The organism is Sinomonas sp. RB5 (genome assembly GCF_054063535.1).
Genome location: NZ_JBSSGJ010000002.1, coordinates 293,316 through 320,052, shown reverse-complemented (window position 1 = coordinate 320,052; position 26,737 = coordinate 293,316). Strand labels below are relative to the sequence as shown.

General features: G+C 71.7%; 27 protein-coding genes. 13 read left to right on the top strand and 14 right to left on the bottom strand.

Annotated features, from left to right (window positions below):
* The first annotated feature begins 131 nt into the window (after nucleotides 1–131).
* Nucleotides 132–1,718, top strand: coding sequence for a Na+/H+ antiporter (locus ACVWWH_RS04180; RefSeq protein WP_457315735.1), 1,587 nt, complete (start codon nucleotides 132–134; stop codon nucleotides 1,716–1,718).
* A 323-nt stretch (nucleotides 1,719–2,041) separates the two neighbouring features.
* On the opposite strand, the gene ACVWWH_RS04175 is transcribed toward ACVWWH_RS04180, so the two are convergent.
* Entirely contained in the window at nucleotides 2,042–2,461 is a 420-nt protein-coding gene (locus tag ACVWWH_RS04175; RefSeq protein ID WP_457315734.1) for an SRPBCC domain-containing protein, read from the bottom strand.
* A gap of 131 nt (nucleotides 2,462–2,592) precedes the next feature.
* On the opposite strand from ACVWWH_RS04175, the gene ACVWWH_RS04170 reads away from it, so the two are divergent.
* Together ACVWWH_RS04170 and ACVWWH_RS04165 are read left to right on the top strand one after the other, a co-directional pair.
* Nucleotides 2,593–3,564 (top strand): aldo/keto reductase, encoded by a 972-nt coding sequence (locus tag ACVWWH_RS04170; RefSeq protein WP_457315733.1) that lies wholly within the window; start codon nucleotides 2,593–2,595, stop codon nucleotides 3,562–3,564.
* A gap of 86 nt (nucleotides 3,565–3,650) precedes the next feature.
* Nucleotides 3,651–4,415, top strand: coding sequence for a Pr6Pr family membrane protein (locus ACVWWH_RS04165; protein WP_457315732.1), 765 nt, complete (start codon nucleotides 3,651–3,653; stop codon nucleotides 4,413–4,415).
* Here the strand turns inward: ACVWWH_RS04165 and ACVWWH_RS04160 are convergent.
* From ACVWWH_RS04160 to ACVWWH_RS04130, 7 genes are all read right to left on the bottom strand, one after another.
* Entirely contained in the window at nucleotides 4,363–4,644 is a 282-nt protein-coding gene (locus tag ACVWWH_RS04160; RefSeq protein WP_457315731.1) for a LapA family protein, read from the bottom strand. The genes ACVWWH_RS04165 and ACVWWH_RS04160 overlap by 53 nt on opposite strands.
* A gap of 115 nt (nucleotides 4,645–4,759) precedes the next feature.
* Complete coding sequence (locus ACVWWH_RS04155; RefSeq protein ID WP_457315730.1) at nucleotides 4,760–5,275, bottom strand: PRC-barrel domain-containing protein; 516 nt, start codon at nucleotides 5,273–5,275, stop codon at nucleotides 4,760–4,762.
* 66 nt (nucleotides 5,276–5,341) lie between these two features.
* On the bottom strand, nucleotides 5,342–6,097 hold the full coding sequence (locus tag ACVWWH_RS04150; RefSeq protein WP_066501391.1) for a mechanosensitive ion channel family protein: 756 nt from the start codon (nucleotides 6,095–6,097) through the stop codon (nucleotides 5,342–5,344).
* 212 nt (nucleotides 6,098–6,309) lie between these two features.
* The gene (locus tag ACVWWH_RS04145) at nucleotides 6,310–8,211 is read right to left on the bottom strand and encodes an FAD-binding monooxygenase (protein ID WP_457315729.1); all 1,902 of its coding nucleotides are present in this window, start codon (nucleotides 8,209–8,211) and stop codon (nucleotides 6,310–6,312) included.
* Nucleotides 8,212–8,559: 348 nt separating this feature from the next.
* The gene (locus ACVWWH_RS04140) at nucleotides 8,560–10,200 is read right to left on the bottom strand and encodes a Fic family protein (RefSeq protein ID WP_457315728.1); all 1,641 of its coding nucleotides are present in this window, start codon (nucleotides 10,198–10,200) and stop codon (nucleotides 8,560–8,562) included.
* Nucleotides 10,197–10,976 carry a hypothetical protein gene (locus ACVWWH_RS04135; RefSeq protein ID WP_457315727.1) on the bottom strand — a complete coding sequence of 260 codons (780 nt, stop codon included), beginning with the start codon at nucleotides 10,974–10,976 and terminating at the stop codon, nucleotides 10,197–10,199. The genes ACVWWH_RS04140 and ACVWWH_RS04135 overlap by 4 nt, the downstream gene beginning before the upstream one ends.
* A 24-nt stretch (nucleotides 10,977–11,000) precedes the next feature.
* Nucleotides 11,001–11,225 (bottom strand): hypothetical protein, encoded by a 225-nt coding sequence (locus ACVWWH_RS04130; protein WP_457315726.1) that lies wholly within the window; start codon nucleotides 11,223–11,225, stop codon nucleotides 11,001–11,003.
* A 139-nt stretch (nucleotides 11,226–11,364) separates the two neighbouring features.
* Here ACVWWH_RS04130 and ACVWWH_RS04125 point away from each other — a divergent pair, with 139 nt between their 5' ends.
* Nucleotides 11,365–12,201 (top strand): SDR family NAD(P)-dependent oxidoreductase, encoded by an 837-nt coding sequence (locus tag ACVWWH_RS04125; protein WP_457315725.1) that lies wholly within the window; start codon nucleotides 11,365–11,367, stop codon nucleotides 12,199–12,201.
* Between the two features lie 51 nt (nucleotides 12,202–12,252).
* Here the strand turns inward: ACVWWH_RS04125 and ACVWWH_RS04120 are convergent, their stop codons facing one another.
* On the bottom strand, nucleotides 12,253–13,248 hold the full coding sequence (locus tag ACVWWH_RS04120) for an aldo/keto reductase (RefSeq protein ID WP_457315724.1): 996 nt from the start codon (nucleotides 13,246–13,248) through the stop codon (nucleotides 12,253–12,255).
* Nucleotides 13,249–13,457: 209 nt separating this feature from the next.
* Between ACVWWH_RS04120 and ACVWWH_RS04115 the strand changes: the two genes are divergently transcribed.
* Entirely contained in the window at nucleotides 13,458–14,861 is a 1,404-nt protein-coding gene (locus tag ACVWWH_RS04115; protein ID WP_457315723.1) for a hypothetical protein, read from the top strand.
* Between the two features lie 24 nt (nucleotides 14,862–14,885).
* Here the strand turns inward: ACVWWH_RS04115 and ACVWWH_RS04110 are convergent, their stop codons facing one another.
* Nucleotides 14,886–16,190 carry a DUF2254 domain-containing protein gene (locus ACVWWH_RS04110; protein ID WP_141305397.1) on the bottom strand — a complete coding sequence of 435 codons (1,305 nt, stop codon included), beginning with the start codon at nucleotides 16,188–16,190 and terminating at the stop codon, nucleotides 14,886–14,888.
* A 62-nt stretch (nucleotides 16,191–16,252) separates the two neighbouring features.
* Complete coding sequence (locus tag ACVWWH_RS04105; protein WP_457315722.1) at nucleotides 16,253–17,134, bottom strand: alpha/beta hydrolase; 882 nt, start codon at nucleotides 17,132–17,134, stop codon at nucleotides 16,253–16,255.
* Between the two features lie 98 nt (nucleotides 17,135–17,232).
* Here ACVWWH_RS04105 and ACVWWH_RS04100 point away from each other — a divergent pair, with 98 nt between their 5' ends.
* From ACVWWH_RS04100 to ACVWWH_RS04090, 3 genes are read left to right on the top strand one after another with little or no spacing between them, the layout of a single operon-like run.
* Nucleotides 17,233–18,036, top strand: a complete 804-nt coding sequence (locus ACVWWH_RS04100; protein ID WP_457315721.1) for a class E sortase — start codon at nucleotides 17,233–17,235, stop codon at nucleotides 18,034–18,036.
* A 1-nt stretch (nucleotide 18,037) separates the two neighbouring features.
* A complete protein-coding gene (locus ACVWWH_RS04095; protein ID WP_169803090.1) occupies nucleotides 18,038–18,202 on the top strand; it encodes a hypothetical protein in 165 nt (54 codons plus the stop codon).
* Entirely contained in the window at nucleotides 18,199–18,768 is a 570-nt protein-coding gene (locus ACVWWH_RS04090) for a DUF6993 domain-containing protein (RefSeq protein WP_457315720.1), read from the top strand. Before ACVWWH_RS04095 ends, ACVWWH_RS04090 begins: the two co-directional genes overlap by 4 nt.
* 39 nt (nucleotides 18,769–18,807) lie before the next feature.
* Here ACVWWH_RS04090 and ACVWWH_RS04085 read toward each other — a convergent pair whose 3' ends face one another.
* On the bottom strand, nucleotides 18,808–19,524 hold the full coding sequence (locus tag ACVWWH_RS04085; RefSeq protein ID WP_457315719.1) for a CPBP family intramembrane glutamic endopeptidase: 717 nt from the start codon (nucleotides 19,522–19,524) through the stop codon (nucleotides 18,808–18,810).
* 323 nt (nucleotides 19,525–19,847) lie between these two features.
* Between ACVWWH_RS04085 and ACVWWH_RS04080 the strand changes: the two genes are divergently transcribed.
* The 3 genes from ACVWWH_RS04080 (at nucleotide 19,848) to ACVWWH_RS04070 (ending at nucleotide 23,273) form a co-directional block, all read left to right on the top strand.
* Nucleotides 19,848–21,611 (top strand): DUF4012 domain-containing protein, encoded by a 1,764-nt coding sequence (locus ACVWWH_RS04080; RefSeq protein WP_457315718.1) that lies wholly within the window; start codon nucleotides 19,848–19,850, stop codon nucleotides 21,609–21,611.
* Between the two features lie 81 nt (nucleotides 21,612–21,692).
* Nucleotides 21,693–22,253, top strand: a complete 561-nt coding sequence (locus ACVWWH_RS04075; protein ID WP_457315717.1) for a hypothetical protein — start codon at nucleotides 21,693–21,695, stop codon at nucleotides 22,251–22,253.
* Nucleotides 22,254–22,388: 135 nt separating this feature from the next.
* Nucleotides 22,389–23,273 carry a PrsW family intramembrane metalloprotease gene (locus tag ACVWWH_RS04070; RefSeq protein ID WP_457315716.1) on the top strand — a complete coding sequence of 295 codons (885 nt, stop codon included), beginning with the start codon at nucleotides 22,389–22,391 and terminating at the stop codon, nucleotides 23,271–23,273.
* A 3-nt stretch (nucleotides 23,274–23,276) separates the two neighbouring features.
* Here the strand turns inward: ACVWWH_RS04070 and ACVWWH_RS04065 are convergent, their stop codons facing one another.
* Nucleotides 23,277–24,098, bottom strand: a complete 822-nt coding sequence (locus ACVWWH_RS04065; RefSeq protein WP_457315715.1) for a glycosyltransferase — start codon at nucleotides 24,096–24,098, stop codon at nucleotides 23,277–23,279.
* A gap of 2 nt (nucleotides 24,099–24,100) precedes the next feature.
* On the bottom strand, nucleotides 24,101–24,997 hold the full coding sequence (locus ACVWWH_RS04060) for a multidrug DMT transporter permease (RefSeq protein ID WP_457315714.1): 897 nt from the start codon (nucleotides 24,995–24,997) through the stop codon (nucleotides 24,101–24,103).
* A gap of 310 nt (nucleotides 24,998–25,307) precedes the next feature.
* Here ACVWWH_RS04060 and pcaH point away from each other — a divergent pair, with 310 nt between their 5' ends.
* Nucleotides 25,308–26,126 carry a protocatechuate 3,4-dioxygenase subunit beta gene (gene pcaH, locus ACVWWH_RS04055; protein ID WP_457315713.1) on the top strand — a complete coding sequence of 273 codons (819 nt, stop codon included), beginning with the start codon at nucleotides 25,308–25,310 and terminating at the stop codon, nucleotides 26,124–26,126.
* On the top strand, nucleotides 26,116–26,727 hold the full coding sequence (gene pcaG / locus ACVWWH_RS04050) for a protocatechuate 3,4-dioxygenase subunit alpha (RefSeq protein ID WP_457315712.1): 612 nt from the start codon (nucleotides 26,116–26,118) through the stop codon (nucleotides 26,725–26,727). The genes pcaH and pcaG overlap by 11 nt, the downstream gene beginning before the upstream one ends.
* Nucleotides 26,728–26,737 lie beyond the last annotated feature (10 nt).

Sequence of the window (26,737 nt, the reverse complement as noted above, 5' to 3'; positions counted from 1 at the left end):
GGGTAACTACACCAGTCAACGCGCTCGCGGCCGTCTGCGGGAGGCAGGGCCGATCCCTGGACCGGCAGTGCCTCCCAAGCGCGGCGGCGCGGCGCTACATTCAGTGCGGGGCCCTGCTCGAAAGGTTGGACATGCTCGGTCTGGAACTCGTCGTTGCCCTCGGCGCGGCAGTGGTCGTCGGGAGCCTGCTCGCACCCAGGATCAGCATCACCCAGCCCCTGCTGCTCGTGCTCCTCGGCCTCGCGCTCACCCTGGTCCCGGAGTTTCGCGGCGTGGGCCTGCCTCCCGAGACGGTCCTGCTGCTGTTCCTCCCGCCGCTGCTCTACTGGGAGAGCCTCACCACGTCCCTGCGCGAGATCCGCAGGTTCATCCGCGGCATCATCCTCAGCGGGACGCTCCTGGTGGTCATCACCGCGGGCACGGTCGCGTCGGTGGCGCACGCGCTCGGGATGGACTGGGGCCCCGCCTGGATCATCGGCGCCGCGGTGGCCCCCACGGACGCCACGGCGGTGGCCGCGATCGCCCACGGGCTCCTCCCGCGCCGGCAGATGACCGTGCTGCACGCCGAGAGCCTCATCAACGACGGCACCGCCCTCGTGGTCTACGGGGTCGCCGTCGGGTTCGCCACCGGGTCCGTGGACATCAGCCCGCTCATGGTCACCGGCGAGTTCCTCTACTCCTTCGTGGGCGGGGTGACCGTGGGCGTCGCCCTCGCATGGGCCATGCTCTGGGTGCGCCGGCGCATCGAGAACCCGCTCGCCGGCAACGCCGCGACCCTGCTGACCCCCTTCGTGGCGTACCTCGGGGGCGAGCTCGTCCACGCCTCGGCCGTGCTCGCCGTCGTCTCGTGCGGCCTGTACATCTCCCAGGCCGCCCCGCTCGCCGTCTCCGCCTACACCCGCCAGCAGACGGTCGCGGTCTGGGGGATCGGCAGCTACCTCCTCAACGGTGCCCTGTTCGTGCTCGTGGGCCTGGCGCTGCCGTCCGCCCTGGGCGGGATCGTCGCCGGGCAGGCCGAGCATGGGCAGCCGCTCGGCAGTGTGCTCCTCGTCGCCGCGGCGGTGTACGGCACCATCCTCGTCACGCGCCTGGCGGTGCTCGTCGTCTCGGCCTACGTGATCAGGGCCGTGGACCGCCGCCCCCACCAGCGCAAGCTGCGCACCACGAACCGCGCCCGGGTCATGAGCACGACGGCGGGCGTCCGGGGCGCCGTCTCGCTCGCCGTCGCGCTCGCGGTCCCGCAGGACTACCCGGCGCGGGACGCGATCGTGTTCGTCACGGCCTTCGTGGTGGTCGCGTCGCTGGCGCTCCAGGGCTCTGCGCTGCCGAGGGTCATCCGGTGGTCCCGCATCCCCGAGGACACGAAGGTCACCGAGGAGCTCCTGCTCGCCAAGCGCACGGCGATCGAGGAGGCCTTCAAGGCGCTGCCCGACCTCGCCCGCGAGATCAACGTGGACGACGAGGTGCTCGAGCGCATCCACCATGAGTACGACGAGCACTTGGCCGCCATCACCGCCGGCTTCGACGACGAGGACCACCCGGCCGTGGCGCGCACCCGCCAGTACGCCCGGCTGCGGCTGGCGCTGATCGGCCACAAGCGGGCCACGGTGGTGCGCTTGCGGGATGAGAAGACGATCGACGACACGGTCCTGCGCACCATCGAGGGCGAGCTCGACGCCGAGGAGGTGCGCCTCGCCCGCCAGCAGGAGACGGAGTGAGCACCAGCGCCGAGGGGCCGCCCCGTCTGTGGGTCACCTTCTGTGGGGCAGCTCCTGCAGGGCACCTCCTGTGGGTCACCTCCTGTGGGCACCTTCTGTAGGTCAGCTCCTGTGGGCACCTTCTGTAGGTCAGCTCCTGTGGGGCATGGTCAGGACATTGACCTTCAGGAGATGACTTTCAGATGGAAGGGCGGTTCGGGCGCCTTTTTTCTGGGGGGCAGCGATTCCGACCTGCTATGAGGCCGCACTCCCGGCGTGTCGCCCGGACACGCCGGGGCTCGGGCGCCACCGAACGCGAAAGCCGGTCGGTTCCGCCCCCGGGTCTACTGGTCCCCGCCTGCCTCGATCCACTCCTTCAGGCGCAGGTAGGTCGCGGAGGTGTCCCGCTCCACCGCGGCGGCCGAGGCGCCGCTGAGCCCCGTGATCCGGACCGTGAGTTCGCAGGTGCCCTCCTCGGCGGCCTCGATGCGGTACTCGAGGGTCCCCGGCGGCTCGTTCACCACGACCGGGTCCCAGCGGGGATCGAAGGTCGCCTTGAGCCGCCGCGGAGGGTCGATCGCGATGACGTGCCCGAGGGCCACCTCCGACCCGCCCGCGCGCAGCTCGTAGGCTGCCTCGGGCGCCCACGAGCTGTGGACCGTCTCGCCGCTCTTCCACGGCCGGGGCACCTCGGTGTCGGTGAGCGCGCCCCACAGCGCTTCGGGGGTACAGCGGATGCGGACGCGGCAGACCGTTTCATTCATCGTCCCAGCCTCGGCCACCGGGCCCGGGCGGTTCAACCCGCCGAGCCGGGCACTGGCAGGGCCTCCCTCGTCGTGGCGCGGCGGCGTAGCGTCGGTTCCATCCGGACCGCTGACGAAAGGACTCTTCTCCCATGCAGTACACCCGTCTCGGCACTTCTGGGCTCCGCGTGAGCCGCCTCGCCCTCGGCTGCATGAGCTTCGGCGACCCCTCACGGGGCTACAACGAGTGGGCCCTCGGCGATGACGCGGCCGAGCCCCTGTTCCGCCAGGCCGTCGAGCTCGGCATCACGTTCTGGGACACGGCGAACGTCTACGGCTACGGCTCGAGCGAGGAGATCGTGGGCCGCGCGATCAGGGAGTACACCCGGCGCGAGGACGTGGTGCTGGCCACCAAGGTCTTCTTCCCGATGCACGAGGGCCCCGGCGGCCGCGGCCTGTCCCGGCGGGCGATCATGGAGCAGATCGACGCGTCCCTGGCCCGCCTCGGCACCGACTACGTGGATCTGTACCAGATCCACCGCTTCGACCCCGAGACCCCGGTCGAGGAGACGATGGAGGCGCTGCACGACGTGGTCAAGGCCGGAAAGGCGCGCTACCTCGGCGCCTCGTCCATGTGGGCCTGGCAGTTCCAGGCGATGCAGCACGCCGCGGAGGCGAACGGCTGGACGCGCTTCGTCTCGATGCAGGACCAGTACAGCCTCGTGGAGCGCGAGGACGAGCGCGAGATGATGCCGCTGCTGGCCACGACCGGCGTGGGCAGCATGCCGTGGAGCCCGCTCGCCAAGGGCCGCCTGACCCGGCCGTGGAGCGACCAGCAGACCGCGCGCGCCACGACCGATCCCCTGCAGAGCCGCTACTCCGGCGAGGTGAACAAGCCGATCGTCGATGCCCTCCAGCGCGTGGCGGAGGCCCGGGGCGTGCCCATGGCGCAGGTCGCGCTCGCCTGGGTGCTGCGGAACCCGGTGGTGTCCGCACCGATCGTGGGCGCGACCAAGCCCCATCACCTCCCGGACGCCGCCGCTGCCCTTGAGCTGGCGCTGACCGAGGACGAGGTCAGGGCCCTCGAGGAGCACTACACACCGAGGATGCCGTCCGGGTTCTGAGCCGGGGAGATGTGGAGCGGGGCCCGGGGCGACTGACGGTACTTTCGTCTCTGGGCCTGGCTCCGGTGCCGGCGCAGACTGGGCCGATGAGCGCGACATCGAGTCTCCTTCCCCCGGTCGCGCGCAACCTCGGAGCCAACCACGCGCTGTCCCCGGACCGCCTCTGGGTCCGTCTCGTGCGCGCCACGGTGGGCGTCGCGGCGCTGGTGGCCCTCATGCAGAAGACGGTCGACGCCACGCTGCCGACCAATGACGTCGACATCCCGCAGCTCTACTCGGAGTTCACGGTCCAGTCCAACCTGGCCGTGGGACTCGTCCTCATCCTGTCCGCGGCGTTCCCGCGCGCAGGCCTCCCGCTCAGGTGGGACCACCTGTTCGGCGCGCTCACGTTCTACCTGGTCATGACGGGGATCATCTACGTGGTCCTCGTTGCCCCGCCGAACGAGCCGTGGTGGACCCTGGACCTGTACTGGCCGCAGATGATCCACCATCGGATCGTCCCGCTCGTGATGGCGCTCGACTGGCTCCTCGTCACCCGCACCGTCGGCGGCCGGTGGTGGCGCCCCATCGCGTGGATGGCCTACCCGGCGGCGTTCCTCGCGTTCTCGTGGATCCGCGGCGGCATCGACGGCTGGTACGTCTACACGTTCCTCGATCCGACGCTCGACGGCGGGTGGCCGGCCGTGGCTGCCACGACCGGCCAGGTGCTCGCCGCCTTCCTCGTGGTCGCGGTCCTCATCCATGCGGCGGGCAACATCCGGGTTGCGCTCGCCGTCGGGCGGCCGCCTGCGCAGACGGCTACCGTGCGGTCCCGCGCCGCGCGCGGCGCGCGGCCGCCCGGAGTTGGATGATCCGGATGGCCCCGGCGATCGCCACGAGCACGCCGCCGGCGACCGCCGCAATGAACAGGGCGAGGCCCAGTGGCACAGGCCCGATCAGACCGAGGAAATGGACCTGGACCATGTCCTGGTTCTGGATGAAGAACACCACGAGCAGGATGAAGACCACGAGCCCCGCAATGACGGCGGTCCAGGTGGCTCCCGCCCGGGACACGCCCTGCCGCGCGTACGCGGGCTGCACCTCCGGTTCCTCCCGCCGAGGTCCGGTTGGCGGCGTGGAAGTCGGACGGGTGGCGGGAGGGGGAGCGGCCGGTGGCTGCTCCCCGCCGGCGCGCTGGCCTGCGACGTCCTGTCCGTCAGCGGGGTCCGTCGTCATCGAGGCTCCTGTCCGTCTCGACCGGGGTGCGGTCAACGTCGGTGACGACCGGGACCGGCTGGTTCATGCTGGTCCCGAGCTGGTGCCTGCGGAGGCGGCTCTCCCGCAGCTGCCCGACGGGGCCCTCCTGCAGGGCCACCTCGTTCTGCGCCCGCTCCGTGTCCGCCAGATCCTCCGGCGCCGAGCGGCCGTAGTGCCGGTACAGGCGGTCCTCCTCGCCGGGTTCGAGGCGCTCGTCCGCGTCCACCCGGGGCGCGTCCTTGACGTGGTCCTTCGTGTAGGGAACCACGAGATTCTCCTCGGCGATCCGTGCCCCTTCGAGGGGCACAAAGGACTCCTTGGTCCCGAAGAGCCCGGTCTTCACGGTGACCCAGGTGGGGACGTCGGTCTCGTCGTCAAGGTAGAAGTCGCCGATGCCGCCGATCTTCTCCCCGTCCTGGGAGACCACGTCCCCGTGGCCGTCCTTGAGGTCCTCGAGGTCTGCGTTGGTGAGCATCGCGGTTCCTCCTTCATGCGTCCGGTCGTGCTCTGGCGTGGTACGCGCCCTAGGCCCAGTGTGCGCTCAGTACTTGTGGGCGCCGCCGTCGGCCGAGTCGGGCATGTGCGCCCGGGCCGCCTGCTTGATCTGCTCGCTGGCCGGGGGAGCGGCGTCCGCCTGGGCCTTGACACGCGGGGCCTCCTCCTCGGCGCGGGAGAGGTAGCGCTCCCAGCGCTGCGACATCGGCTTGATGAGGCCTCCGCCCACACCGACGATGACCACACCGACGATCGCCGCGAGCACCGCGATGAGGATCGGCGTCGTGACGGTGACCGCGATGTCCACCTGGTTCAGCGCGGCGATGATGCCGATGCCGATCACGAAGATGCTCGCGATGTTGGCGAGGGTGCGGCCGTACGAGAGCCCGCCGAGGGAGCCCTGTATGAGGGTCTTGAGCGCGGCCGCGATGGCGGCGGCCACGATCACGATGATGATCGCCACCACGATCTTGGGAAGGAAGGCGATGATCGCGGCGAGCAGGGTGCTGACCGGGTTGGGCCCGAAGACGCCGAAGGCGAACTGGAGCACGAAGAGCACCAGCGCGTAGTAGATGATCTTCGAGACGATCTCGCTGGCGTCGAGATTGGAATTGGCAAGGGCGCGCTTCACGCCGCCGCGCTCAACCCAGCGGTCGAAGCCCACCTTTGCCAGGAGCCGAGAAAGCGCTTTGGCGATGGCCTTGGCCACCAGCAGGCCCACGATGAGGATGACGAGGAAGAGCAGGAACTGCGGGACGAATCGCGCCACTTCGGCGAGACCCGCAGTGAGTGAGTCGATCATGGCGAGGCCTTCCGTTATCAATGTTTCGCTTGATGCTGCTGTGGCCCGCAATTGCCCAGTGGCCCTCACCCGGAAACAATTCACCTCGCGCGCCGAAGGCCGCCTGCAGACGCATTTCCGCAATTCCGCGGACGACGACGGCGCGGGGCCGCCTCCCGTACGGAAGGCGGCCCCGCGCCGTCGTGCTTCGTGTGGCGGTGCGGCCGAGCGGCTCAGACCTGCGCTGCCGCGTGGCCCTTGAGGACGCCGGCGAAGAACGCGCCGAGCTCGTCGGTGGCCGCGAGCGGCAGGACGTCGGCGACGTACTGGTCGGGGCGGACCACCACGACCACGCCGTCGCGGTCGATCCCGCGCTGGGCGAAGATGTCATCGTCCGGGAGCGTGCCGAAGACGTTCTCGAGGTCGTTGAGCCCGAACTCGCCCACCTGGGGCTTGAACACGGCCGGGACGTCGTTCAGGTCGAAGGCGCGGTGGTCCTGCTGGTAGACCACCTTCACGTCGAACCAGGCGTTGCGGTCGAGGCCCTCGGGGGTGGCGACGACCGGCGAGGCCGGGTCCGTCGCGAGCCAGTCCGCGAACTTCTCGAGCGTCGAGCCGGCGGTGCCGGGCTTGGCGGCATCGGCGAAGACGTAGATGCGCCAGCGGCCGTCCGCCGCGGCGAGGTGGCCGAGGTGCAGCGGGTTCGTGTCGCAGATCCGGGCGACGCGGGCGGACTTGAAGCGCTTGCCCACGGTGTAGCCGGTGGCGAGGGCCTGGTGCCTGGCCGCGCCCACGATCATGGACTGGGTGTACTCGGTCATGAACCCGGCCGGGAACTCGGCGGTGCGCACGTAGAAGTCGGCGAGCTCCTGGGGGTTCTCGAACTCCTCGGGCTTCTTGGCCATCATCGAGGACCACGTCCGGTCGAAGTCGATGAGGTTCTGCGCGATCACCTGGCGCTCGGCGGTGTAGGTCGACAGCAGGCTCTCGGGGCTGCGGCCCTCGAGGACGTGGCCGAGCTTCCAGCCGATGTTGAACCCGTCCTGCATCGAGACGTTCATGCCCTGGCCGGCCTTGGCGCTGTGGGTGTGGCATGCGTCGCCCGTGATGAACACGCGCGGGGTGCGGGTGCCGGCCAGCGAGGTGGGGACGTCGTCGAAGCGGTGGGTCACGCGGTGGCCCACCTCGTAGACGCTGTTCCACGCGACGCTCTTCACGTCCACGGTGTAGGGGTGGAGGATCTTGTTCGCGCGGGCGATGATCTCCTCGAGCGGGGTCTGGCGGATCTTGCCGTGGTCGTCGTCCGGCACCACGCCGAGGTCCACGTACATGCGGAACAGGTACCCGCCCTCGCGCGGAATGTGGAGGATGCTGCCGCCGTCGTGCGACTGGATGGCGCACTTGGTGCGGATGTCCGGGAAGTCCGTGTTCGCCAGGACGTCCATGACGCCCCAGGCGTGGTTGGCGCGGTCGCCGCTCATCTCGCAGCCGATCGCGTCGCGCACCTTGGAGCGCGCGCCGTCCGAGCCCACCACGTACTTGGCGCTGATGGTGCGCTCCTGGCCCTGGTTCTCGGGCCCGGAACCGACGATCCGCACGGTCACCGGGTACTCGCCCTCGCCGATCTCGAGGCCGAGGAACTCCCAGCCGTAGTCGGGGGTCATCCGGGTGGGGGAGTTCCGCATGACGTCGGCGAAGTAGTCGAGGACGCGGGCCTGGTTCACGATCAGGTGCGGGAACTCGCTGATGCCCATCTCGTCGTCGACCGCGCGGGAGGTGCGGACGATGTTCTGGGGGTTCCCCGGGTCGGGCTGCCAGAAGTTCATCTCGGTGATGTGGTACGCCTCGGCGATGATCTCGGGGGCGAAGCCGAACGCCTGGAACGTCTCGACGCTGCGGGCCTGGATGCCGTCCGCCTGGCCGATCTCGAGACGCCCGGGGCGGCGCTCGATGATGCGCGTGGTCACGTCCGGGAACTGGGACAGCTGCGCGGCGGTGATCATGCCCGCGGGGCCGGTGCCGATGATCAGGACGTCGACTTGGTCGGGGAGCTCCTCGGGGCGGTTGAGGCCGACGCCCGCGGCCGGCTGAACCTTGGGGTTCGTGGAGACGTAGCCGTGATGGTGGAACTGCATGGGTTTCCTCACTTCTCTGTGGGGTGGCGACCACTCGCCATCGCATTGCCTGTCCGATATCTCGCTCGGTGTTCCATAATGGAACACCGTGTTCTAATATCGCTCACAACGATGGTACGCGAGGAGTGGGCCAGCCCACAAGGCCGGGCGGGGCAGCCCCCGCGCGCCTGCGCTCCCGGACGCACGACGCCGCCCGGTCGCCTCCCCGACCCGGGGTCACCTTGCGTGCGACCCGGGGTCACCTTGCGTGCGACCCGGGGTCACCTTGCGTGCGACGCGGGGTCACCTTGCGTGCGACGCGGGGTCACCTCCCGCGTGACCCGGGGTCACCTTCCGCGCGACGCGGGGTCACCTCCCTTCGTCCGCCGTCGCCGCGTCCGCGAGGACGGGCCCGAGGATCTGGGCCAGGGCTCCCTCGCCCACGGTCGGAAGGGCACCGCTCGCCGCCCGCCGGGTGCGGGCGAGCGCAGGGGCCTCGCGCCAGGCCCGGACGAGGGCCGCGAGCTGCATCCCGAGCACGCAGGCCGGCCGGCAGATCCGCCCGTCCTCGACCGCGGTCAGGAGAGCGGTGTACACGTGGGGCCACTGCTCGTAGTGCTGGTCCAGGATCGTCAGCACCCGGGCGCGGTACCCACCGCGCATCAGCTCCCGTGCGGCCACGAGGCGGGAGAGCCGGCCGTTCCCGTCCCGGAAGGGATGGATCGTGAGCAGCCCGAGGTGGAGGCGGAGGGCCGCGCTGTAGCCGGTCCGGGGGCCGCCGGCGGACGCGGCCCCGATGTCCTCCTCGTACGCCGCGCACAGCTCCTGCAGGAGCGGGAGCACGGCTGCGGGGTGCGGGAAGGTGTGGCCGCCGGGGATCCACAGGTGCACGGTGCGCAGCGCCCCATCCCCGCCGGCCTCCACGTGCAGCGCCCGCAGGCGGTCCACCGTCAGCGGCGGGACCGCCCCGGACGACGAATCCCGCGCGAGGCCGTTGAACGCGTCCTCATAGTGCGCCCGTTCCGGCGCCGTCCCGTAGCGGAGGCTCTCGCGCCGCATCGGCCCCTGCCAGCGTTCGGGGGCCTGGAGGCCGTGGTCGAGTCGGTCAGCGGCCTCGGCCAGGAGCCGGTCCACGAGGTCAATCCGGGCCGGCGATCCGCAGGGGCAGGGATCGAGCCCGCTCCGGCACCCGCCGCGGTGGAGGGCCGGCCCGGCGGCAGGTCCCCGCGGGGCGGAGGCCGGCCACGCCAGAGTGCTCCTCGGCGGGCGGGAACGCAGGGCAAGGACCGCGCGGGAGACGCCGCCGTCCAGGAGGCCGTCGTCGCGGCGGAGGTCTGGCCCGGGGTCGGCTCCGCGCCAGCGCCACACGCCGTCGCGGTCCACGGACGCGTCCCACCGGGCCAGGAGCCAGCCCAGGCTGGCGGTCGCCCGGGCCAGCGCGCTGTGGACCTCGGGGCCGGGCAGCTGCCCGCCGCCCGGCCCGGCGGGGGAGGGGAGGACCGCCTCGCCCACCACGTACAGGCTGTGCACGGCAGAGCCGTCGGCAGTCCCGCTGGCCGACCTGCCCGCGGCGCCGGAAGCAGCCCGGGCCGCCCGGTCCAGCTCCCACCGCCAGTCCGCCGCGGGCAGCCCCGCGGCCATCGCGGCCATCAGGGCGAGGGCGGCCGGGGGTGCGCCCCCGGGGTGTGCGGGCGGGTTGACCACCGCCGGGCGGCAGGTCCGCAGCCACGGGCCGATCGAGTCGACGAATCCGGCCCAGCCGTGCGGCGCCGGGCCGCCGGCGGCCTCGAGCTCCAGGCCCCGCGCGATGACCGTGGTGTAGGCCGAGAGGTCCCAGGCTGCCGTGCCCGAGCGGAGCACCCCGCCGCCGGGCAGCCTGAGGTCCCAGGACCCCTCCGCGGCGATCCGCCCGGCGTCGACCGCATCGCACCGCACCCCGAGCGCGCGCCCCCGGTCGGCCAGATAGGCCAGCACGGGGTCGTGGCCGCGGCCGAGGAGGAGGACGCTCATGCGAGCAGCAGGTCAGCGACCGCGGACACCGCCGTGCCGGCCATGTCCGCCAGTTCCGCCTCGGTCGGCTGGGCCGAGACCCGCGCGAGGCGCAGCAGGAGAGGGCCCGTCCCGGGCTCGGGGAGGAGGGTGCGCCAGTACAGGCAGCAGAAGGCCAGCCCCGACATCGCGGCGGTCTCGAGGCTCAGTCGTCGGATCTCGGGTGGCGCGGCCACCGTCTCGTGGTAAAGCCAGCACTGGTCGCCCACCACGAGGACCTTCTGATAGAGCCACCCCGGCGGCATCCGCTCACGGAACCGCACCGCCGTGCCGTGCTCCGCGCCGTCCGGGCCGGGGAGCGGTTCCTGCTCGAAGGCCGCGGGGTCCACGGGCCCTGCGCCGCTGCGGCGCTCGGCCAGGAGCAGCGGCGGGCGCATCCTGCCGGCGGACATGAGGCAGTCGATCGCCTCGCGCGACGAGGGTGCCGCGGGGAGTCCCAGAGGGGGCCTGTTGACCACCGGCGAGGCCGAGAGGGCGCCTGCGAGGGCGAGGGCTTCCGCCACGGCGCCGGCGCCGGCCGTGTCCGCCCCCGGCTCCCGGGACCTCAGGAGGAGCGGCACGTCCGGCTCGACCCTGGCGGTGCGGCCGCCGATCGTCACCGAGACCCGGCGCGCGTACGCCGCGGGGGCGAGCACGGCCGCGGCCTGCCCGCGGCGTTCCAGCTCCTCGCGCACCCGCCCCAGCACCCCGTCCGTGGGCGCGCCCACGAGCAGGGGTCCCGTCAGGGGGCCGGCCATCAGCGCCCGGCCTGTGTCAGGGCCTCAGAGGACATCGTCCTCGGGCCCGGGCTCGACCTCTTCGGTCTCGCTCCAGCCTTCGCGTGTTCCCGAGCCGTACTTGTAGCCCCGCTCGGGAGCCGGCGCCGTCCCGTAGGACGTCGGATCCGCGGAGCCCCTCGCCTCGCTGCCCTTCGGGGTGCTGCCTGCGAGCGGCTGGGAGCCTTCGTCCCGTCCCGTCGCCGGCGATTCTCCTGCGCCAGACATCATGCCTCCCGACTCCGCCGGTCGCGCCCGCACTGCGGGCGGCCTGACCACCCCACCTTGCGCGGTTCGGGGCCGCGTCCCCAGAGTCCGAGGTCCCGGATTCCCGCGCTGCCGATCCACGGGGCGTTGCTACCCTGTGCGCATGCCCGATGTCGCGCTCGTCACAGGCACCTCGTCCGGGATGGGGCTGCACGCCGCCGTCGAACTTGCCCGCCGCGGCCTGACCGTGGTCGCCACGATGCGCGACACCGCGCGCGCCGGTGCCCTCCGCGAGGCGGCGGAGGCGGCCGGCGTCGTCCTCGATGTCCGCGCGCTCGACGTCGTCGACCACGCCGCCGCGGAGGGGCTCGTCGACGCCGTGGCCGCGGACCACGGCAGGATCGACGTCCTCGTCAACAACGCCGGGAGGGGCTGCGTCGGGACGGCCGAGCAGCTCCCGATGGACGTGATCCGGGACCAGCTCGAGGTCAACTACCTCGCGCCCGTGCACCTGGCCAGGCTCGTCCTCCCGGGCATGCGCGAGCGCGGCCACGGCCGCATCGTGACCGTGACGAGCGTGGGCGGCGCCGTCGGCCAGCCCTTCGCCGACGCCTACTGCGGCGCCAAGTTCGCGGTCGAGGGCTTCATGCAGTCCCTCGCACCCGTCGTCGAGCCGTTCGGGGTGCGGGTGAGCATCGTCGAGCCCGCCGCGGTGGCGAGCGAGTTCGTGGCGAACGTCGAGCGGCCGGCCGACGTCGGCGCGTACGGCGCCCAGCTCGAGGCCTACCTCGCGCGCACCTCGGGCGCCTTCGCGGGGGCGCAGACCGCCGCGGACGCCGGGGCCGCGATCGCCGACGCCGCCACCTCGACCGCCTACCGCTTCCGCTGGCAGACGTCCGAGGCCGCCGTCCGCTTCGTGGGCGCCTCGCTCGCCGATCTCGACGGGGAGCGCGTCCTCGGCGTGACCCGCTCCTGGGTCGCGGGCCAGCCGGGGGCGTAGCGCACCCGGGCGCACGACGGCGCGTGGTCGCCGCCGCCGCGCGCCCTCGCCTCAGGCGCGGTGCAGGACCCCTTCCTGCGCATTGGGGGCGAGCCTCGGCCCGCGGATCGGGACGTCGCCGAGGGCCTCGTCGATGGCACTGAGGACGTCGGGGGAGAGCTCGACCCCGGACGCGGCCGCATTCGCGTGGACCTGCTCGGGGCGGGAGGCGCCGGTGATGGCGGAGGCGAGCTCGCTGCGGCGCAGGACCCACGCGAGGGCCATGGTCGGCAGGTCCAGCCCGGCGCCCTCGGCGATGGGGACGAGGCGCTGCACGGCCTCGAGGACCGGATCGGACAGCACAAGGTCCTTGGCCATGTTCATGGAGTCGTTGGCGAAGCGGCTGTCCGCCGGAATGTCCTGCCCCGGCTTGTACTTGCCCGTCAGGACGCCCTGGGCGAGCGGGGACCAGACGATCTGCGAGATGCCGTTGGCCGCGCACAGCCCGAAGACCTCGGCCTCGGGCGCCTGCCAGAGCATCGAGTACTGCGGCTGGGAGGAGACGAACAGGTCGGGTCCCGCGATGTCGATCGCGGCCTGGATCTGCTCCGGGGTCCACTCGCTGAAGCCGAGGTAGCGCGCCTTGCCCTGCGCGAGAACCTTCTGGAACGCCTCGATCGTGTCCTCGATCGGCACGGACGTGTCGAAGCGGTGCGCCTGGTAGAGGTCCACGTAGTCCGTCTGCAGCCGCGAGAGGGAGGCATCGATCTGCTTGGCGATCTGCTCGGGGGCGAGGCCGGCGTCGGTGTCGGACATCCGGCCCATCACCTTCGTGGCCAGGATGTAGGAATCGCGCGGGTGCTTCGAGAGGATCTCGCCCCAGGCCGTCTCCGAGGCGCCCCGACCGTAGACGTTCGCGGTATCGAAGAAGTTGATGCCGGCGTCGAACGCGGCCTCCGTGCAGGCGCGGGTCTGCTCCTCCTCGATGCCGCCCGAGTACGTGAGCCACGAGCCGAGTGAGATCTCCGAGACCTCGAGGTCAGAACTTCCGAGCTTGCGGTAGCGCATGGGGGTGCTCCTAGGGATGGGCTGGGCTGACCTTCCGTGTCTACGCTGTTTGGGCGGCGTTGTGAAGGGGCGAGAAGGGTCGGCCCGGGCCACGCAAAGGTTGCGTAAAGGGCCCTCCGCGGGCCGTCCCGGAGTCTTAGGCTGGGGGCAGGTGCGCCGGGAAGTCTGGTCGGCAGTCGTATCGGACTGCTGCCGAACCGGAGGTTCCCATGCGCACGTCATCCCGCACTCCTGCCCAGCTCGGCCCCGGCCTGCTGCGCTCAGAGTCCGCCCTCCTCCTGGGGTTCGCCTTCGCCGTGATGGCGGACCCGGTCTCTTCTGTCGCCTACGCGATCGAGGCCGCCCTGCGTGCCCTGGACGGCAACCTGGCCCTGCTTGCACCCACCATGGTGCTGGTCGTGGCGATCATCGCCCTCGTCATCCTCAACTACCGCCAACTGGTGGGCCGCTACCCGGGAGGGGGAGGGGCCTCGGCCGCCGTCGGGGAAGCCTTCGGCGACGGCTGGTCCTTCCTGCCGATCGGGGCGCTCGTGGTGGATTTCGTGCTGACCATCGCCATCAGCGTCTCCGCCGGCGCCTCTGCCGTGATCGCGTACTTCCCCGCCCTTGCCCCATGGCGGCTGCCTCTCGCCGTCGCCCTGGTGCTCGTGGTCGGGGGAATGACGTGGTTCGGGCACCTCGGCCGGCTGGTGTTCGCCGCCATGACCCTCGCCTTCATCGCCGTGTCCGGCTTCGTCCTCGCCTACGGGCTCTTCGCCGAGCCCCAGGCCGCGGCGCACCAAGGCGCGGCACCTGTGCAGGGCCCCGTGCTGGCGGTCGTGCTGGCGTTCCCGGTGGCCATGGCCCTGGCCACCGGGGTGGAAGCACCCTCCTCGGCCATCGCCCAGCTGGGCCAGCTCGACAACGCCGGGCGCGCCCGCTTTGGGAGGGTGACCCTATGGCTCACCCTCGGTGTCGTCGGCGCAATCACCCTCGGCCTGACCCTGGAAGCCGTCCAGCTCGGCGTGGGCATCCCGCCTGCGGAGAGCACCCAGATCGCCGAACTGGCACGCCTCGTGGCCCCTGCGCCCGTCTTCGCCGCCTTCCAGCTGGTCACCGCGCTCCTCCTGCTCTCCGCTGCGAGCTCGTCCTTCCAGGCAGGTCCCGGGCTGCTCAAGGCCCTGGCCCGGCACACGGACGCCCGCGGCGAGAGCGTCGGCATCCTCCCGTCCCCTCTGGGGAGGTCCAACGTCCACCACACGCCCTATTGGGGAACCGCGGTGTTCGTCCTCCTGGCCGCAGCCGTCACCGCCGCCGCGGACGGGGACGATCAGGAGCTCGTGCTGTTCTACGCGGTGTCCGTGTTCCTGAGCTTCCTTGCCGGCCTGGTGTCCATGGCCCTGTTCTCCCACCGGGACGGGCGCCGTGGGCATCTGGTCCTGAACGTCGCGGGCGCCCTGGTCGTGGCCTTCACCCTGGTCGCCAACCTTGCCCGCGGCCTCCCTGCCATCAGCCTCGCCGCCGCGGTCCTGATCGCCGCGGGGCTCTACGCGGCCTGGGTCAAGGCCGGACGGCCCCGGGGGACGCGGAACGCCGAAGCCGAGGCAGAGGAGGGCATCGCCGACGATGCCTGATGACGGCCGGCTGCCGCCTCCCTCCTAGGCGAGCGCCGCCAGGACCGCGGCGCCCTCCGCCAGCAGCGGCTCGCGGTCCGCAGCCTGGGGAACCATGCGCTGGACGTCGTCGAGGAGCGTCGTGACATAGCGTCGGACGACGGCGCGGTGGGCCTCGTCGCCGAACCCTCCGACGTCGCGGCACACCCGCAGGAGAGCACGGACCACCCTGGGCTCGTTGGCGCCGTAGCGGCGCACCTGCCCCAGAGCGAGTTCCAGGAGGTACTCGAAGTCCCGAGCCGGCACGTGCAGCCGCACCCTGCCCTTCCCGTCCTTCACGGCCCGGGGCCCGTGCTGACGGACCGTGAGGGCGGCGAGGATCGATGCGAGGTGGTCCACCGCTTGGTTCGCGGTGTAGGGATCATTCACGGCGGGCGAGAGCGCCTTGGACGCGATGTCGGCCAGCTGGCGGATGCCGAACGCGACATCCTGTTCGAGGGTGCGTTCGTAGCCGATCCTGACGGTCTGCAGGATCACCCGGTGGAGGTCTGCCAGGGACCGCGGATCAAGGTCGGGTGTGCCGCTGTCCTCCGTGCCCCACACCCACGCGAGCGCCGTCCCCGCCACGACGTGGCGCCCTACGATGGGGACGATCAGGGCGCTGAGGCCTCTGGCCTCCAGCGCCGCGACGAAGGCTTCGGCGTGGACCGCCTGGACGTAGCCGGACCGCGTCCCAGTCAGGGCGATCGCGCCCGGCGGCGGCGTCGGAAGGCGCACCGTGGGATCCCCCTCGACGAAGGAGTGCTCGAGCACTCTCAGGGTCGCCTTCTCGACGCCCTTCATCACCTGGTCGATCTGGATCGAATGCGCGAGATGGTGCACGAAGTACACCAGCATGACCATGCTCACGAACAGGAGGAGCAGCGCGCCGCTGACCGCGAGGCGGGGGTAGGTCTCGACCCGCTGGCCGCTGGCGATGCCGACCGTGTACAGCCCTGCCGTGCTGTAGGCAAAGGTCGCGACGAAGACGCTCAGGGTCAGCTGGTTGGGAATGTCGCGGAGGAAGTTCCTCAACAGCCGCGGGCTGAACTGCGTCGAGGCGAGCTGGAGGGCCACCACCGTCAGGCCGAGGACGAGGGCGATGACGGTGACCATGGTGCTTGCGATGCTGACGAGCAGGTTGCGCGCGTCGTCGGACGTCCCCTGGAACACCAGGGCAGCGAAAGGCGACGCCGGGTCGACGATCACCGAGGAGAGTCCCGCCCCGACGACGAGCGCCAGGACGGCCGCAGCAGTCGGCATCGCCCAGAGCGCACTGGCCAGGTATTCGCGGACTGCCTCGCGCCTCACAGAGCACACTGTCGGTCCGCTGCCCTGCGTCGGTCAAGATGCCGACCGGGCCATCTGATGCTTCAGCCCAGCAGCTCCTCCGCGAGGCTGCGGCACAGGCGGTATGCCTCGTGCGCCGGGTCGATGACGGCCATGTGGTCACCGCTGGTCACGTGCAGCACCGCGGGATCGCCGGCCGCCCGGGCCGCGGCCACGTAGGCCTCCGAGAGGGCGAACGGCACCGCGTCGTCGTCGCGCGAGTGGACGGCGTGGACAGGCACGCCGATCGGCAGCGCGCACATGGGGTCGGCGAGCCTGAACGCCTGGGCGAGCTCGGCCGAGTCCGTCGAGGCGCCGCCCATCAGATTCCTCGCCGCGTGGCTGCTGAGCCCGCGCGCCTCCGCCTCGGCGAGTCCCAGCACGCCGGCCTGGCTCACGACGCCGCGCAGCGCCACCCGGGGCCCCTCGCCGGCCGGGGCGGCCCCCGGCGCGCCCGCGGGGAGCCGGTGCCGCCCGGCGGCCCAGACGGCGAGATGGCCGCCGGCCGAGTGACCCAGGCTGACCACCCGCCCAGCCGAGAGCAGCTCCGCGAGCCGCGCGGCGTCGTCGCCCGCGAGCAGGTCGAGGACGGGCACGTCGGCGAGGCGGTCGATCCCGGCGGCGACGTCGAGGAACGTGGCCGGCCACCCGCCGTCGCCCGCGGTCCGGCTGCCGTCCGGCCCGTCCGTGGCCGCCCGGCGGTACTCGAGGTTCCACGCCACGATGCCGTGCTCGGCGAGGTCACGGGCAACAGGGGCCCCGAGCTCGGCCGTGTACTTCTCCCGCCAGTAGCCGCCGTGGATCACGACGGCGATCCCGCGCCACCCGCCGCCAGGACGGCCGCCGCCGGGGGCCGGGAGGTGGAGGTCGCCCCACTGGTCGGGATGGGGGCCGTACGGGACGCGGATGGGAGGGGGTGTGGACATGGTCCTCACCGTAGCCGCAGCGCGGGCGCCCGGCGCGGACGCCGCGGGCGAGCTTGTATCCTCGAAGGGCTGGGAGCCGAAGCTGGTGGGGGAGGAACGTGGCGGCGACACGCGGGACCGCAGGCCGGGCGGCCCTGATCAAGGCCTTGGGCGTGACCGGGGAACTGCTGATCACGTTCGCGCTGATCATCGGGCTGTTCATCCTCTGGTACGCGTATTTCAACCCGTGGGTCGTGGGCCTGCGCCAGGACAAGGTGGCCGCCGAGCAGAGCAGGCAGCTCACCCAGCAGCTCAAGGCCAAGGCGCCGGCCACACCGCCGGCAGTCCCGGCGCCGAAGCCCTCGGGCGCGACCGCCGGCCCGAAGGCCGCCCCGGCCGCCGCGACCATCCCCGTCGCCGCTGAGCCCCCCGCCGTCGCGGACACCATCGGCGTCATCTACATCCCCCGCCTGGGCGACGGCTGGCGCCGGATCGTGCGGCAGTCCGTGGACACCGAGAGGGTCCTGAACAGCGTCACGGCGGGCGTGGGCCACTACACCGGCACGGCCATGCCCGGCGGCGTCGGGAACTTCGCGGTCGCCGCCCACGACATCGGCTACGGCAACAGCTTCCTGAACCTGAGCAAGCTCCGCCTCGGCGACAAGGTCTACATCCAGACCTCCCTCGGCTGGTACACCTACACGTTCCGCAACTTCCAGTTCGTCCAGCCGGACGCGATCGACGTGCTCAACGCCGTGCCCACCGTGTCCCGCACGGCCGGGAGCGAGCGCTTCATCACCCTGACCACGTGCTATCCGGCGATCTTCCCCCCGCTCGAGCGGGTGGCGGCCTACGGGACGTTCGTGGGCTTCGACACGGCGCCGCCCGCGGAGCTCGCCCCCACCCTCGCGAAGGACGGCTGACATGTACCGAGCCCTGTGGAGGTCCCTCCCCGGCCCCCTCCTTGCGAGGATCCTGATCCTCACCCTGATGGCCGCGGTGCTCCTCATCGTCCTCGACCAGTGGGTCTTCCCCTGGCTCGCCGCGACCTTCGTGGACGACCAGGCGACCGTGGGCGGGGGCGCATGAGCGAGGGCAGGGGCAGCCGGACGAAGAACCTCGTGTGGGCGGCCGTGGTGGTGGTGCTCCTGGCGGTCGGCGGGATCGGGCTTGCCGGTGCGCTGCAGGGCCTCGACCTCGGTGCCGCGGCCGGTGCCGGTGCCGGCTCCGCTGGCACGCCCAGCGCCCAGCCCGGAACCGCGGCTCCCGCGACCAGCGCGCCGGCCGCCCCGGCGCCCACGCCCTCGCCCGCCCGCAGCCTCACCCGGTTCGACCCGGGAGCCTCCCCGACGGAGAACCTCGGGGTGTTCACGCGGACGCTGGAAGGCGCGGCACGGTCGGCGTCGTCCTCGTCGGTGGACGCGGCCACCCTCACCGGGGCGCTGGCCGCTGCGGGGTTCGCGCCGTCCGCGATGCAGCGCAGCGCAGACCAGACGAGCGCCAACCTCCAGGCCCCCGTGCTCACGGTCTCGGTCCGGGTGGGCGCGGACTGCCTCGTGGGGCAGTTCGTCCGTTCGGACGCGAGCATCTCGACCGAGCTCGCGGCCCCGGTCGCGCAGGGGGCCTGCCTGATCGGGCGCCAGCCGAAGGCCTGAGTCGCCCGGGTCCGAATCTCCTCGGGGCGACTGGCCGCGTCAGACGGCCCAGGTCAGCAGCACGCCCAGCCCGTTGAAGACCACGTGCCCCACGATGGCGCCCCCGAGCCGCTGGGTCGCCGCCGCGACCGCCCCCGCCAGGAGAGCGAAGAGGAACGTCGAGACGCCGGTGAGGACCGCCTCGCCCGGCGTGCCGGCCAGCAGCAGGGCGTGCACCAGCGCGAACGCGGCCGCGGTGATGACGACGGCGGCGCCCCACCTCGCCGCGGCGGAGAGCCTGCCGAGGGCGGCGGCGAGGGAGCGCAGCACGAGGCCGCGGAAATAGGTCTCCTCGAGGATCGGCGCGATGACCACGGGCGCGATGACGCCCAGGGCGAGCGCCTGGACGCCGATCCCGCCGATCGAGCTCAGCGTGGGCTGGGGAGCCAGGCCGGTCGAGCCGGTGGCCACGGTGCGGATGAGGGCGTCCGCCGCGCGGGCGAGGCACCCGATGCCCACGCCCCACAGGAGGTCCATCGCCCGGAACCGCAGGCCCAGGAACGCCGCCGCCTCGCGCATGGTCTGCCCGGCGAAGCTCAGCATGAGGGCGAGGACGAGCGGGACCCAGACGAGCACGTAGGCGGCGATCCCCAGCAGGGCCGGGTCGAGGCGGGCGGACGCGGCGGCCTCCACCGTCCAGCCGCACAGCACCGCGGCGACCAGCCCGAGGCCGGCCCACACGAGCCGCGGGACGCGGCGGGAGGTCTTCGTGACCATGGTCCTCCACTCACAGGGCGGCATCACAGGCCGTCATCGCGGGTATCCGGGCGCCCGGCGGCGCACGGATCGAAGGCTACCACCGGGCCCGTCCCCGTCCCGTAGGATGGCGATGCCGAACGTCGCCGCCACGGCAGGATCGCCGGGCCGGGGCGTTCGCTGCCATGTGGCCCAGGGGGAAGGACCAGCCGTTGCGCCGAAGAAGGCCGTCACCGCAGGCGCATGCTGAGGCCCCGTCCGAGGGCGGCCGACCCGAGAGCGGCCGACGCCGGGTGGCCGGCCGCCGCTCCGGCGGTCGCCGCCTGCGCTGGCCGAGCGGGCGCATGGGAGCGTGGTTGGCCGGTGCCGCCGTCGCCGTACTGCTCCTGCTCGGGTGCTGCGTGTGGCTCGGAGTGCGGGCGTTCCTGGCCCAGCAGGAGATCGGCGAGGCCCAGCGCCTGGCCAAGGTGATCCAGACCCAGGTCGTCGCGGGACAGGGCAGCGCAGCCCAGGACTCGGCCCGCCAGTTCGCCGCCCACGTCGACGCCGGGCGCTCCTACGTGGACGATCCGGTCTGGGGCCTGGCCGCCCACGTGCCGTTCGTGGGCACCAACTTCTCCACCGGCTCCCGGCTCGCGGACATCCTCGGCACGGTCACGCACCAGGCAGTGCTGCCGCTGGCCGACGTCGCCGGCACCATCAGCCCGGCCACGCTGAAGCCGTCCCACGGCGCCGTGGACCTGAAGCCGGTCTCGGCCGCGCGCCCGGCGATCGTCCAGGCCGACAAGGCGCTCAAGGATGCCTCTGCCCAGCTCGCGGCGCTCACGCCCGGGGACGGAACGCTGCCTCCCGTCCGTGACGGGCTCGAGCGCTTCAAGACCGTGGTGGGCGAGGCGGCCCAGCAGGTCTCGGCCGCGGACACGGCCACGAGCGTGCTTCCCGCCATGCTGGGCAGTGACGGTCCGCGCACCTATCTGGTGATCTTCCAGAACAACGCCGAGCTGCGGGCCACGGGAGGCATCCCCGGCGCTGCGGCCGAGGTCCGCGTGGACCACGGGAAGATCACGCTCGGGCGGCAGGCGGCGGGCAAGAACATCGGGCCGTTCGAGGAGCCCGTCCTGCCGCTGACGGACCAGACCCAGGGCCTCTACGAGACCATCACGGGCCAGTACTTCCAGGACGTGAACCTCACCCCGCAGTTCCCGGTGAGTGCCCGCTTGGCCACCGAGATGTGGCGGCGCCAGTTCGGGCAGAAGGTGGACGGCGTCGTCTCCCTCGACCCCGTGGCCCTGGGCTACCTGCTCAAGGCCACGGGACCGGTCAAGCTGCCGAGCGGAGAGACCATGGACAGCGGCAACGCGGTGCGGCTGCTCCTCAGCGATGCGTACGCCGACTACCGCGTGGTCCAGCAGAAGGACGAGTTCTTCGCCACGGCCGCGGCGGCGGTGTTCCAGAAGGTTTCGGCCGGAGGCTTCCAGCCGAAGGCCATGCTCGACGCCCTGGCACATGCCGCATCGGAGCGGAGGCTCCTCGCATGGAGCCCTGACAAGCAGGAGCAGGACGCCATCGCCGCCGCGGACCTCGCCGGCTGGCCGCCCGCCTCGAGCTCGTCCAAGGACTCCTTCGGCGTCTACCTCAACGACGCGACCGGGGCCAAGATGGACTACTACCTCCGCGAGGCCTACAGCGTCAGCGGGGCCATGTGCCGCCAGGACGGCAGGCCCACCTGGCAGGTGGACGTGACGCTGACGAGCGCCGCCTCGCCGAACGCGGCCACGGCGCTGCCGCGGTATGTGACCGGCGGCGGCGTGTTCGGCGTCCCGCCGGGCGTGGTGAAGACCCAGGTCAATGTGTACGCTCCCCAGTCCGCCGTGTTCCTCGGGGCCTGGAAGGACTCGAAGCCGCTCGATGTGCACCGCGATGCCGACGCCGGCTACCCCGTGGCCCAGACCTACGTGTCCCTGGCGCCGGGCGCCTCGACGACGCTGCGCCTCCAATTCCTCGGGGGTGAACACGCCGAAACAACGCCAGGCTTGATTTCGACACCAACTGTTAATAAGCCTACCTTTTCCCTATCGGCACTTTCGTGCAAAGATGTAGCTCGGTAACGTGTCCGTGTTAGAACCATCGTCGCGGGCGGTTGCAGAACCGACTGTCAACTATCAATCACCTTCTGGGGGAGCCTCGTGATGCTGAAGAAAGCCCTCGCAGTCCTAGCCGTCGCCGTCGCGGCGCTGGTCGCTGCGCCGTCCGCCGCCAACGCCGCCTACGTTGTGAGCAACAACATCACCGTCTCGGGCGATGCTGTTCCCGGTGGAACCGTGACCGTGAACTTCGCCGCTGGCTCCTTCGCTCCGAACGAGGAGGTCAGCGCCTCCGTGACCGGGAACACCGCGGTGACCCTCTCCGTCGTGAAGGCTGCCGTCACGACCCAGTTCACCAAGCAGGCGTCCGCCACCGGCGCCGTCTCCTTCAACGTGACCCTGCCGGCTGACGCCTCGGGCACCTACACGCTGACCGCCAAGGGCCTCACCTCGGGCAACATCGGCACGGCCACCATCACGGTCGTCCCGGCCAGCGTCGCCAACACCGGCACGAGCGCCTCGATGGGCAACGCCGGCGGCGCCGCCCTCGCCGAGACGGGTGCCTCGCTCCCGATGCTCATGGTCTGGATCGGCGCCGGCGCCCTCGTCCTCGGCGTCGCGATCGTCGCGACCCTGGGCTTCGTGCGCAAGCAGCGCCGCGCCTGATCTCCTGACGCGGAACGACCCGGCAGCCCTCGGCTGCCGGGTCGTTTTCTGTTTGGTCGGGCGCTTCCGCGGCAGCCCTCGGCGTTTCCTCGCGATGCGGCGGGGGTAGAGGAGGACCGGAAAGGGATGCCCGCCATGAACGCACTCTCGGCACCACGACGTACCCATCGCCACGGGTGGTGGTGGAAGGCGCTGCTCGGTGGCTTCGTCCTCTGGATCGCCACGATCGTTGTGACGGCCCAGACCGGCAACAGCAACCTGGTCCCCACCCTGATCCTGCTGGGAAGCTTCCTCGTGCCCTTCTCGGTGGTGCTGTTCGCGACCGAACGGATCGGCGGGAACCTGGTGCCCGTCCAGCTCTTCCTCGCCTTCTTCGTCGGCGGGGTCTTCGGCGTCCTCGGCGCCTCAGTCCTCGAATCGGAGCTGCATCCGACGCCGTGGATCTATTTCCGTGTCGGCTTCATCGAAGAGTTCGTCAAGGCGGTCATCCTGCTGGTCGTCGGCCGGTCCGTGCTGCCCCGGCAGCCGCGGCTGGGCGCGCTGCTCGGGGCCTGCGTGGGGGCGGGGTTCGCGGCCTTCGAGTCAGCGGGCTATGCGTTCAATTCGGCCCTGACCCAGAACGGGATCGATCTGGGTTCCCTGCTGCAGACCGAGGTGATGCGCTCGGTGATGACCCCTCTCGGGCACGTACTCTGGACGGCGCTCCTCGGCGCGATCATCTTCGGTGCCGCCGCCCGCGCTCCCGGAGGGCGTTACCGGCTCAGCGCCGGGGTGCTCATGGCCTACGTGGGCGTCTCTCTGCTCCACGGGCTGTGGGACTCGATGGGCGGGATCGCCGCGTTCCTGGCCGTGGTCGTGACCGGGAATGCCGTTCCCGCCCTGGACTACGGGTTCCTGCGCCCCGGCACCGACCAGGCGGTGGCGTCGCTGTCCTCCGAGTTCTACCTCGCGGGTCTGGTCGCAGTCTCGGTCATCGGCCTCGTCGCTCTGCGCCTCGCCCTTGCTGGGCGCCGGAGGTAGGGCTCAGACGTTTCCCCGATCGCTCCGCGACCAGCGGGCATAGGCCCTCCGCAGCAGCCTCGCCGGGCCGTAGACGCCGAGGAAGAACACGGTGGGTGCCCCCAGCCGCTTCGAGTGGATGCCGTGGGCCGCATAGGTGCGGCCGAAGCGGGTGACGTAGGAGGCGAAGTCCCGCGGTGAGTCGTCGAGCCGGCGGGACGAGATGCCCGTGACCATGGACGGGCTGTAGGCGATCCGAAGGCCCCTTCCCGCCAGATGGAGGGCCAGATCGATGTCCTCGTGCATGCGGTCGTGCTCGTCCGTGCACGTCTCTCCGCGGATGAGTTCCCAGGCGCTCGCGCGGAGGGCCATGTTGGAACCGAAGAGGAAGCGGTACTCGTTCGGCACCGCCGTGAGCGTCAGGCGGCGCACCACAGCGTCCAGGCGCAGCAGGAAGCGCCGGAAGGGGAGGTCCCAGTAGTACACCGGGCCGGTGGCTGCCGCGACGGTGCCGTCCGCGAAGCAGGCCTCGACCTGCTCCACCCAGTCCGGGGCGGGGAGGCTGTCCGCGTCGAAGCGCCCGATGATCCGACCGGTGACCTCGTCGAAGCCATAGTTGCGGGTGGGGACGATCCCCGAAGCCCCGTTCTGGCTGAGCAGCCGGATTCCGCTGCCCGGATGGGCAGACTGGAACTCGCGGACCAGCCGTGCGGTGGCATCGGCCGAGCCGTTGTCGACCACGAGGATCTCCCGGGCGGGGACTGTCTGGTCCACCGCGGCCTGGAGGCTGCGCCGGATGAGGCCCTCCTCGTTGAAGGCAGGGATCACGATGGAGACGCTGCCCATGCTCATCCCTCCCTCGTGCGGCTGCCGGCGGCGGGCTGGTGGTGCTCCTGGGACTTCGCCAGCAGCCACACGCCCACCACTGCGGCGGCCCCCGCGGCGAGGAAGCCCGCGAAGGACGCCGGCGGGGCGGCGTCGGCCTCGCCGAGGACCACGATGCCGAGGCTGACGGCGGTCATCGGGTCCACGACGGTCAGCCCCGCCACGACGAGCTCGTCGCTGCCGCCAGCGTGCGCCTTCTGGACGAGCCGGGCACCGACGACGACCGCGACGCCGAGTCCGGCGACGCCCACGAGCGAGAGCCACGCGAAGTCCCCCTGCACCAGGCGGCCGATCACGGCCTTCACGAGCGTCGCCACGAACCCGTAGAGGACGCCGGCCGCGGCCGTGGACAGGGTGGCGCTGGGGTGCGTTCGGGTGCGGGCGCCCACGGCCAGTGCCGCGGCTACGGCCACCGCGAGGAGGACCAGGATCGTGCGCAGGTGCGTGTCGCTGATCTCGACGTCCTGCGCCGAGACCGCTGCCACGGCGACGAACGCGGCGATGCCGACGACGCTGAGGAGGATGGCCGCCGTCTGCCTCCGGCCGGGAGCGCGGCTGGCCGCGCGGGCATTGACGAGCGCCGTCACCACGAGCGCGGCGGCGCCGATCGGCTGGACGACCATGAGGGGGGAGAACCGGAGGGCCGCGAGCTGCAGCAGCACGGCGGCGCCGAGCATCGCACTCCCCGCGAGCCAGACGGGCCTGCGCACGAGGGCCCGCAGGCTCGTCTCCCGCGTCGCGTGCGCCCCGACTCCACGTCCTTGGTAGATGGTGCCCAAGGCGAGGAAGACAGCGCCGAGCAGCGCGATGGGAATCCCGAACCAGTGGGTCGAGGAGAAGACCTTTGACGCGTGGCCCATGGCCACGGCTCCCGTCAGCACCTCCCACCAGTACCCGCGGGGCCGGGGACCGAAACGGGGGAGGCCTGGCCCTCGCCTGCCTGTCGGTCCCAACTTCTTCCGTTGATCGGAAGTTCCATAGATCACACCGCGTGTCCAGACCTACATTGGCAGCACAGCCCCGCTGGACCTGGGCGTCTTGATTTGTTCGCATCGCGAACACTTGTCCAGGATGCGAACATCGCGCTACTCTGAAACAGGAGGCCAGGCGAAGCGCGGGGCACTCTGCTGAGAAACGACTCTCTGCAAGGAAGCTAGAGGAGGAGAGCCCATGGGCGAGCCCGTCAAGTCGTCGGACGCCGCGGCGGACAATCAGGCGATTGTCAGCCAGGAGATCCGGGACATCGAGGAGTCCTACAAGGCCGGGCGGGCCTCAGGCGCCCCCGCCGAGACGCAGCCGCGCGTCGACTACGCCCCGTACCGCAGCTCGATCCTGCGGCACCCCACCAAGAGCCTGCACCACGCCGACCCCGAGACGATCGAGCTCTACAGCCCGGCATTCGGCCACCAGGACGTGCACGCGCTCGAGTCGAACCTGACCATCCAGCACAACGGCGAGCCGCTCGGCGAGCGCATGGTGCTGCGCGGCAAGGTGCTCGATGGCGACGGCCGCCCCGTGGCGGGCCAGCTGGTGGAGATCTGGCAGGCCAACTCGGCCGGCCGCTACATCCACAAGCGCGACCAGCACCCGGCCCCGATCGACCCGAACTTCACGGGCGTGGGTCGCTGCATCACGGGGCCCGATGGCTCCTACGAGTTCCTCACCATCAAGCCCGGCGCCTACCCGTGGAAGAACCACCTCAACGCGTGGCGCCCCGCGCACATCCACTTCAGCCTCTTCGGCTCGGAGTTCACGCAGCGCATCATCACCCAGATGTACTTCCCCGGCGACCAGCTGTTCCCGCTCGACCCGATCTACCAGTCGATCGTGGACCAGGACGCCCGCGACCGCCTCGTCGCAAAGTACAACCATGACCTGACCTCGCCCGAGTGGGCGCTGGGCTACGAGTGGGACATCGTCCTGACCGGCCCGAAGCGCACGTGGACCGAGAACGAAGCCTACGGAGAGCAGGGCGACGATGAGCACTGAGACCACGAACAGCACCGGGACCGCGAGCACTGGGCAGGCCCGCAGCCTGACCGCCACCCCCGCGCAGACCATCGGCCCGTTCTACGGCTTCGCGCTGCCGTTCGAGAAGGGCGGCGAGCTCGTCCCGCCGGGCTCCCCGGGCAGCGTCGCCCTGCACGGCACGGTGCTGGACGGCCACGGCGACCCGATCCCGGACGCCCTGCTGGAGATCTGGCAGGCGGACGCCAGGGGCAACGTGGTGGCCGAGACCGGCTCGCTGGTCCGCGACGGCCGCACCTTCACGGGCTGGGGCCGCGTCGCGGTGGGCAACACGGGCAAGTACGTCTTCACGACCGTCAACCCCGGCCCGACCGAGCCGGGCAAGGCCCCGTTCATCGCCGTGACCGTGTTTGCCCGCGGCCTGCTGAACCGCCTGTTCACCCGCGTGTACCTGCCCGAGGACACCGAGGCGCTCGCGAACGATCCCGTCCTGTCCGCCCTCGAGCCCGACCGCCGCAAGACGCTCATCGCCGAGCGCCTCGCCGACGGCTCGCTCCACTGGGACATCCGCCTGCAGGGCGAGGACGAGACCGTGTTCCTCGACTTCCACGGCCAGCCGTAGCGGGGCGAGG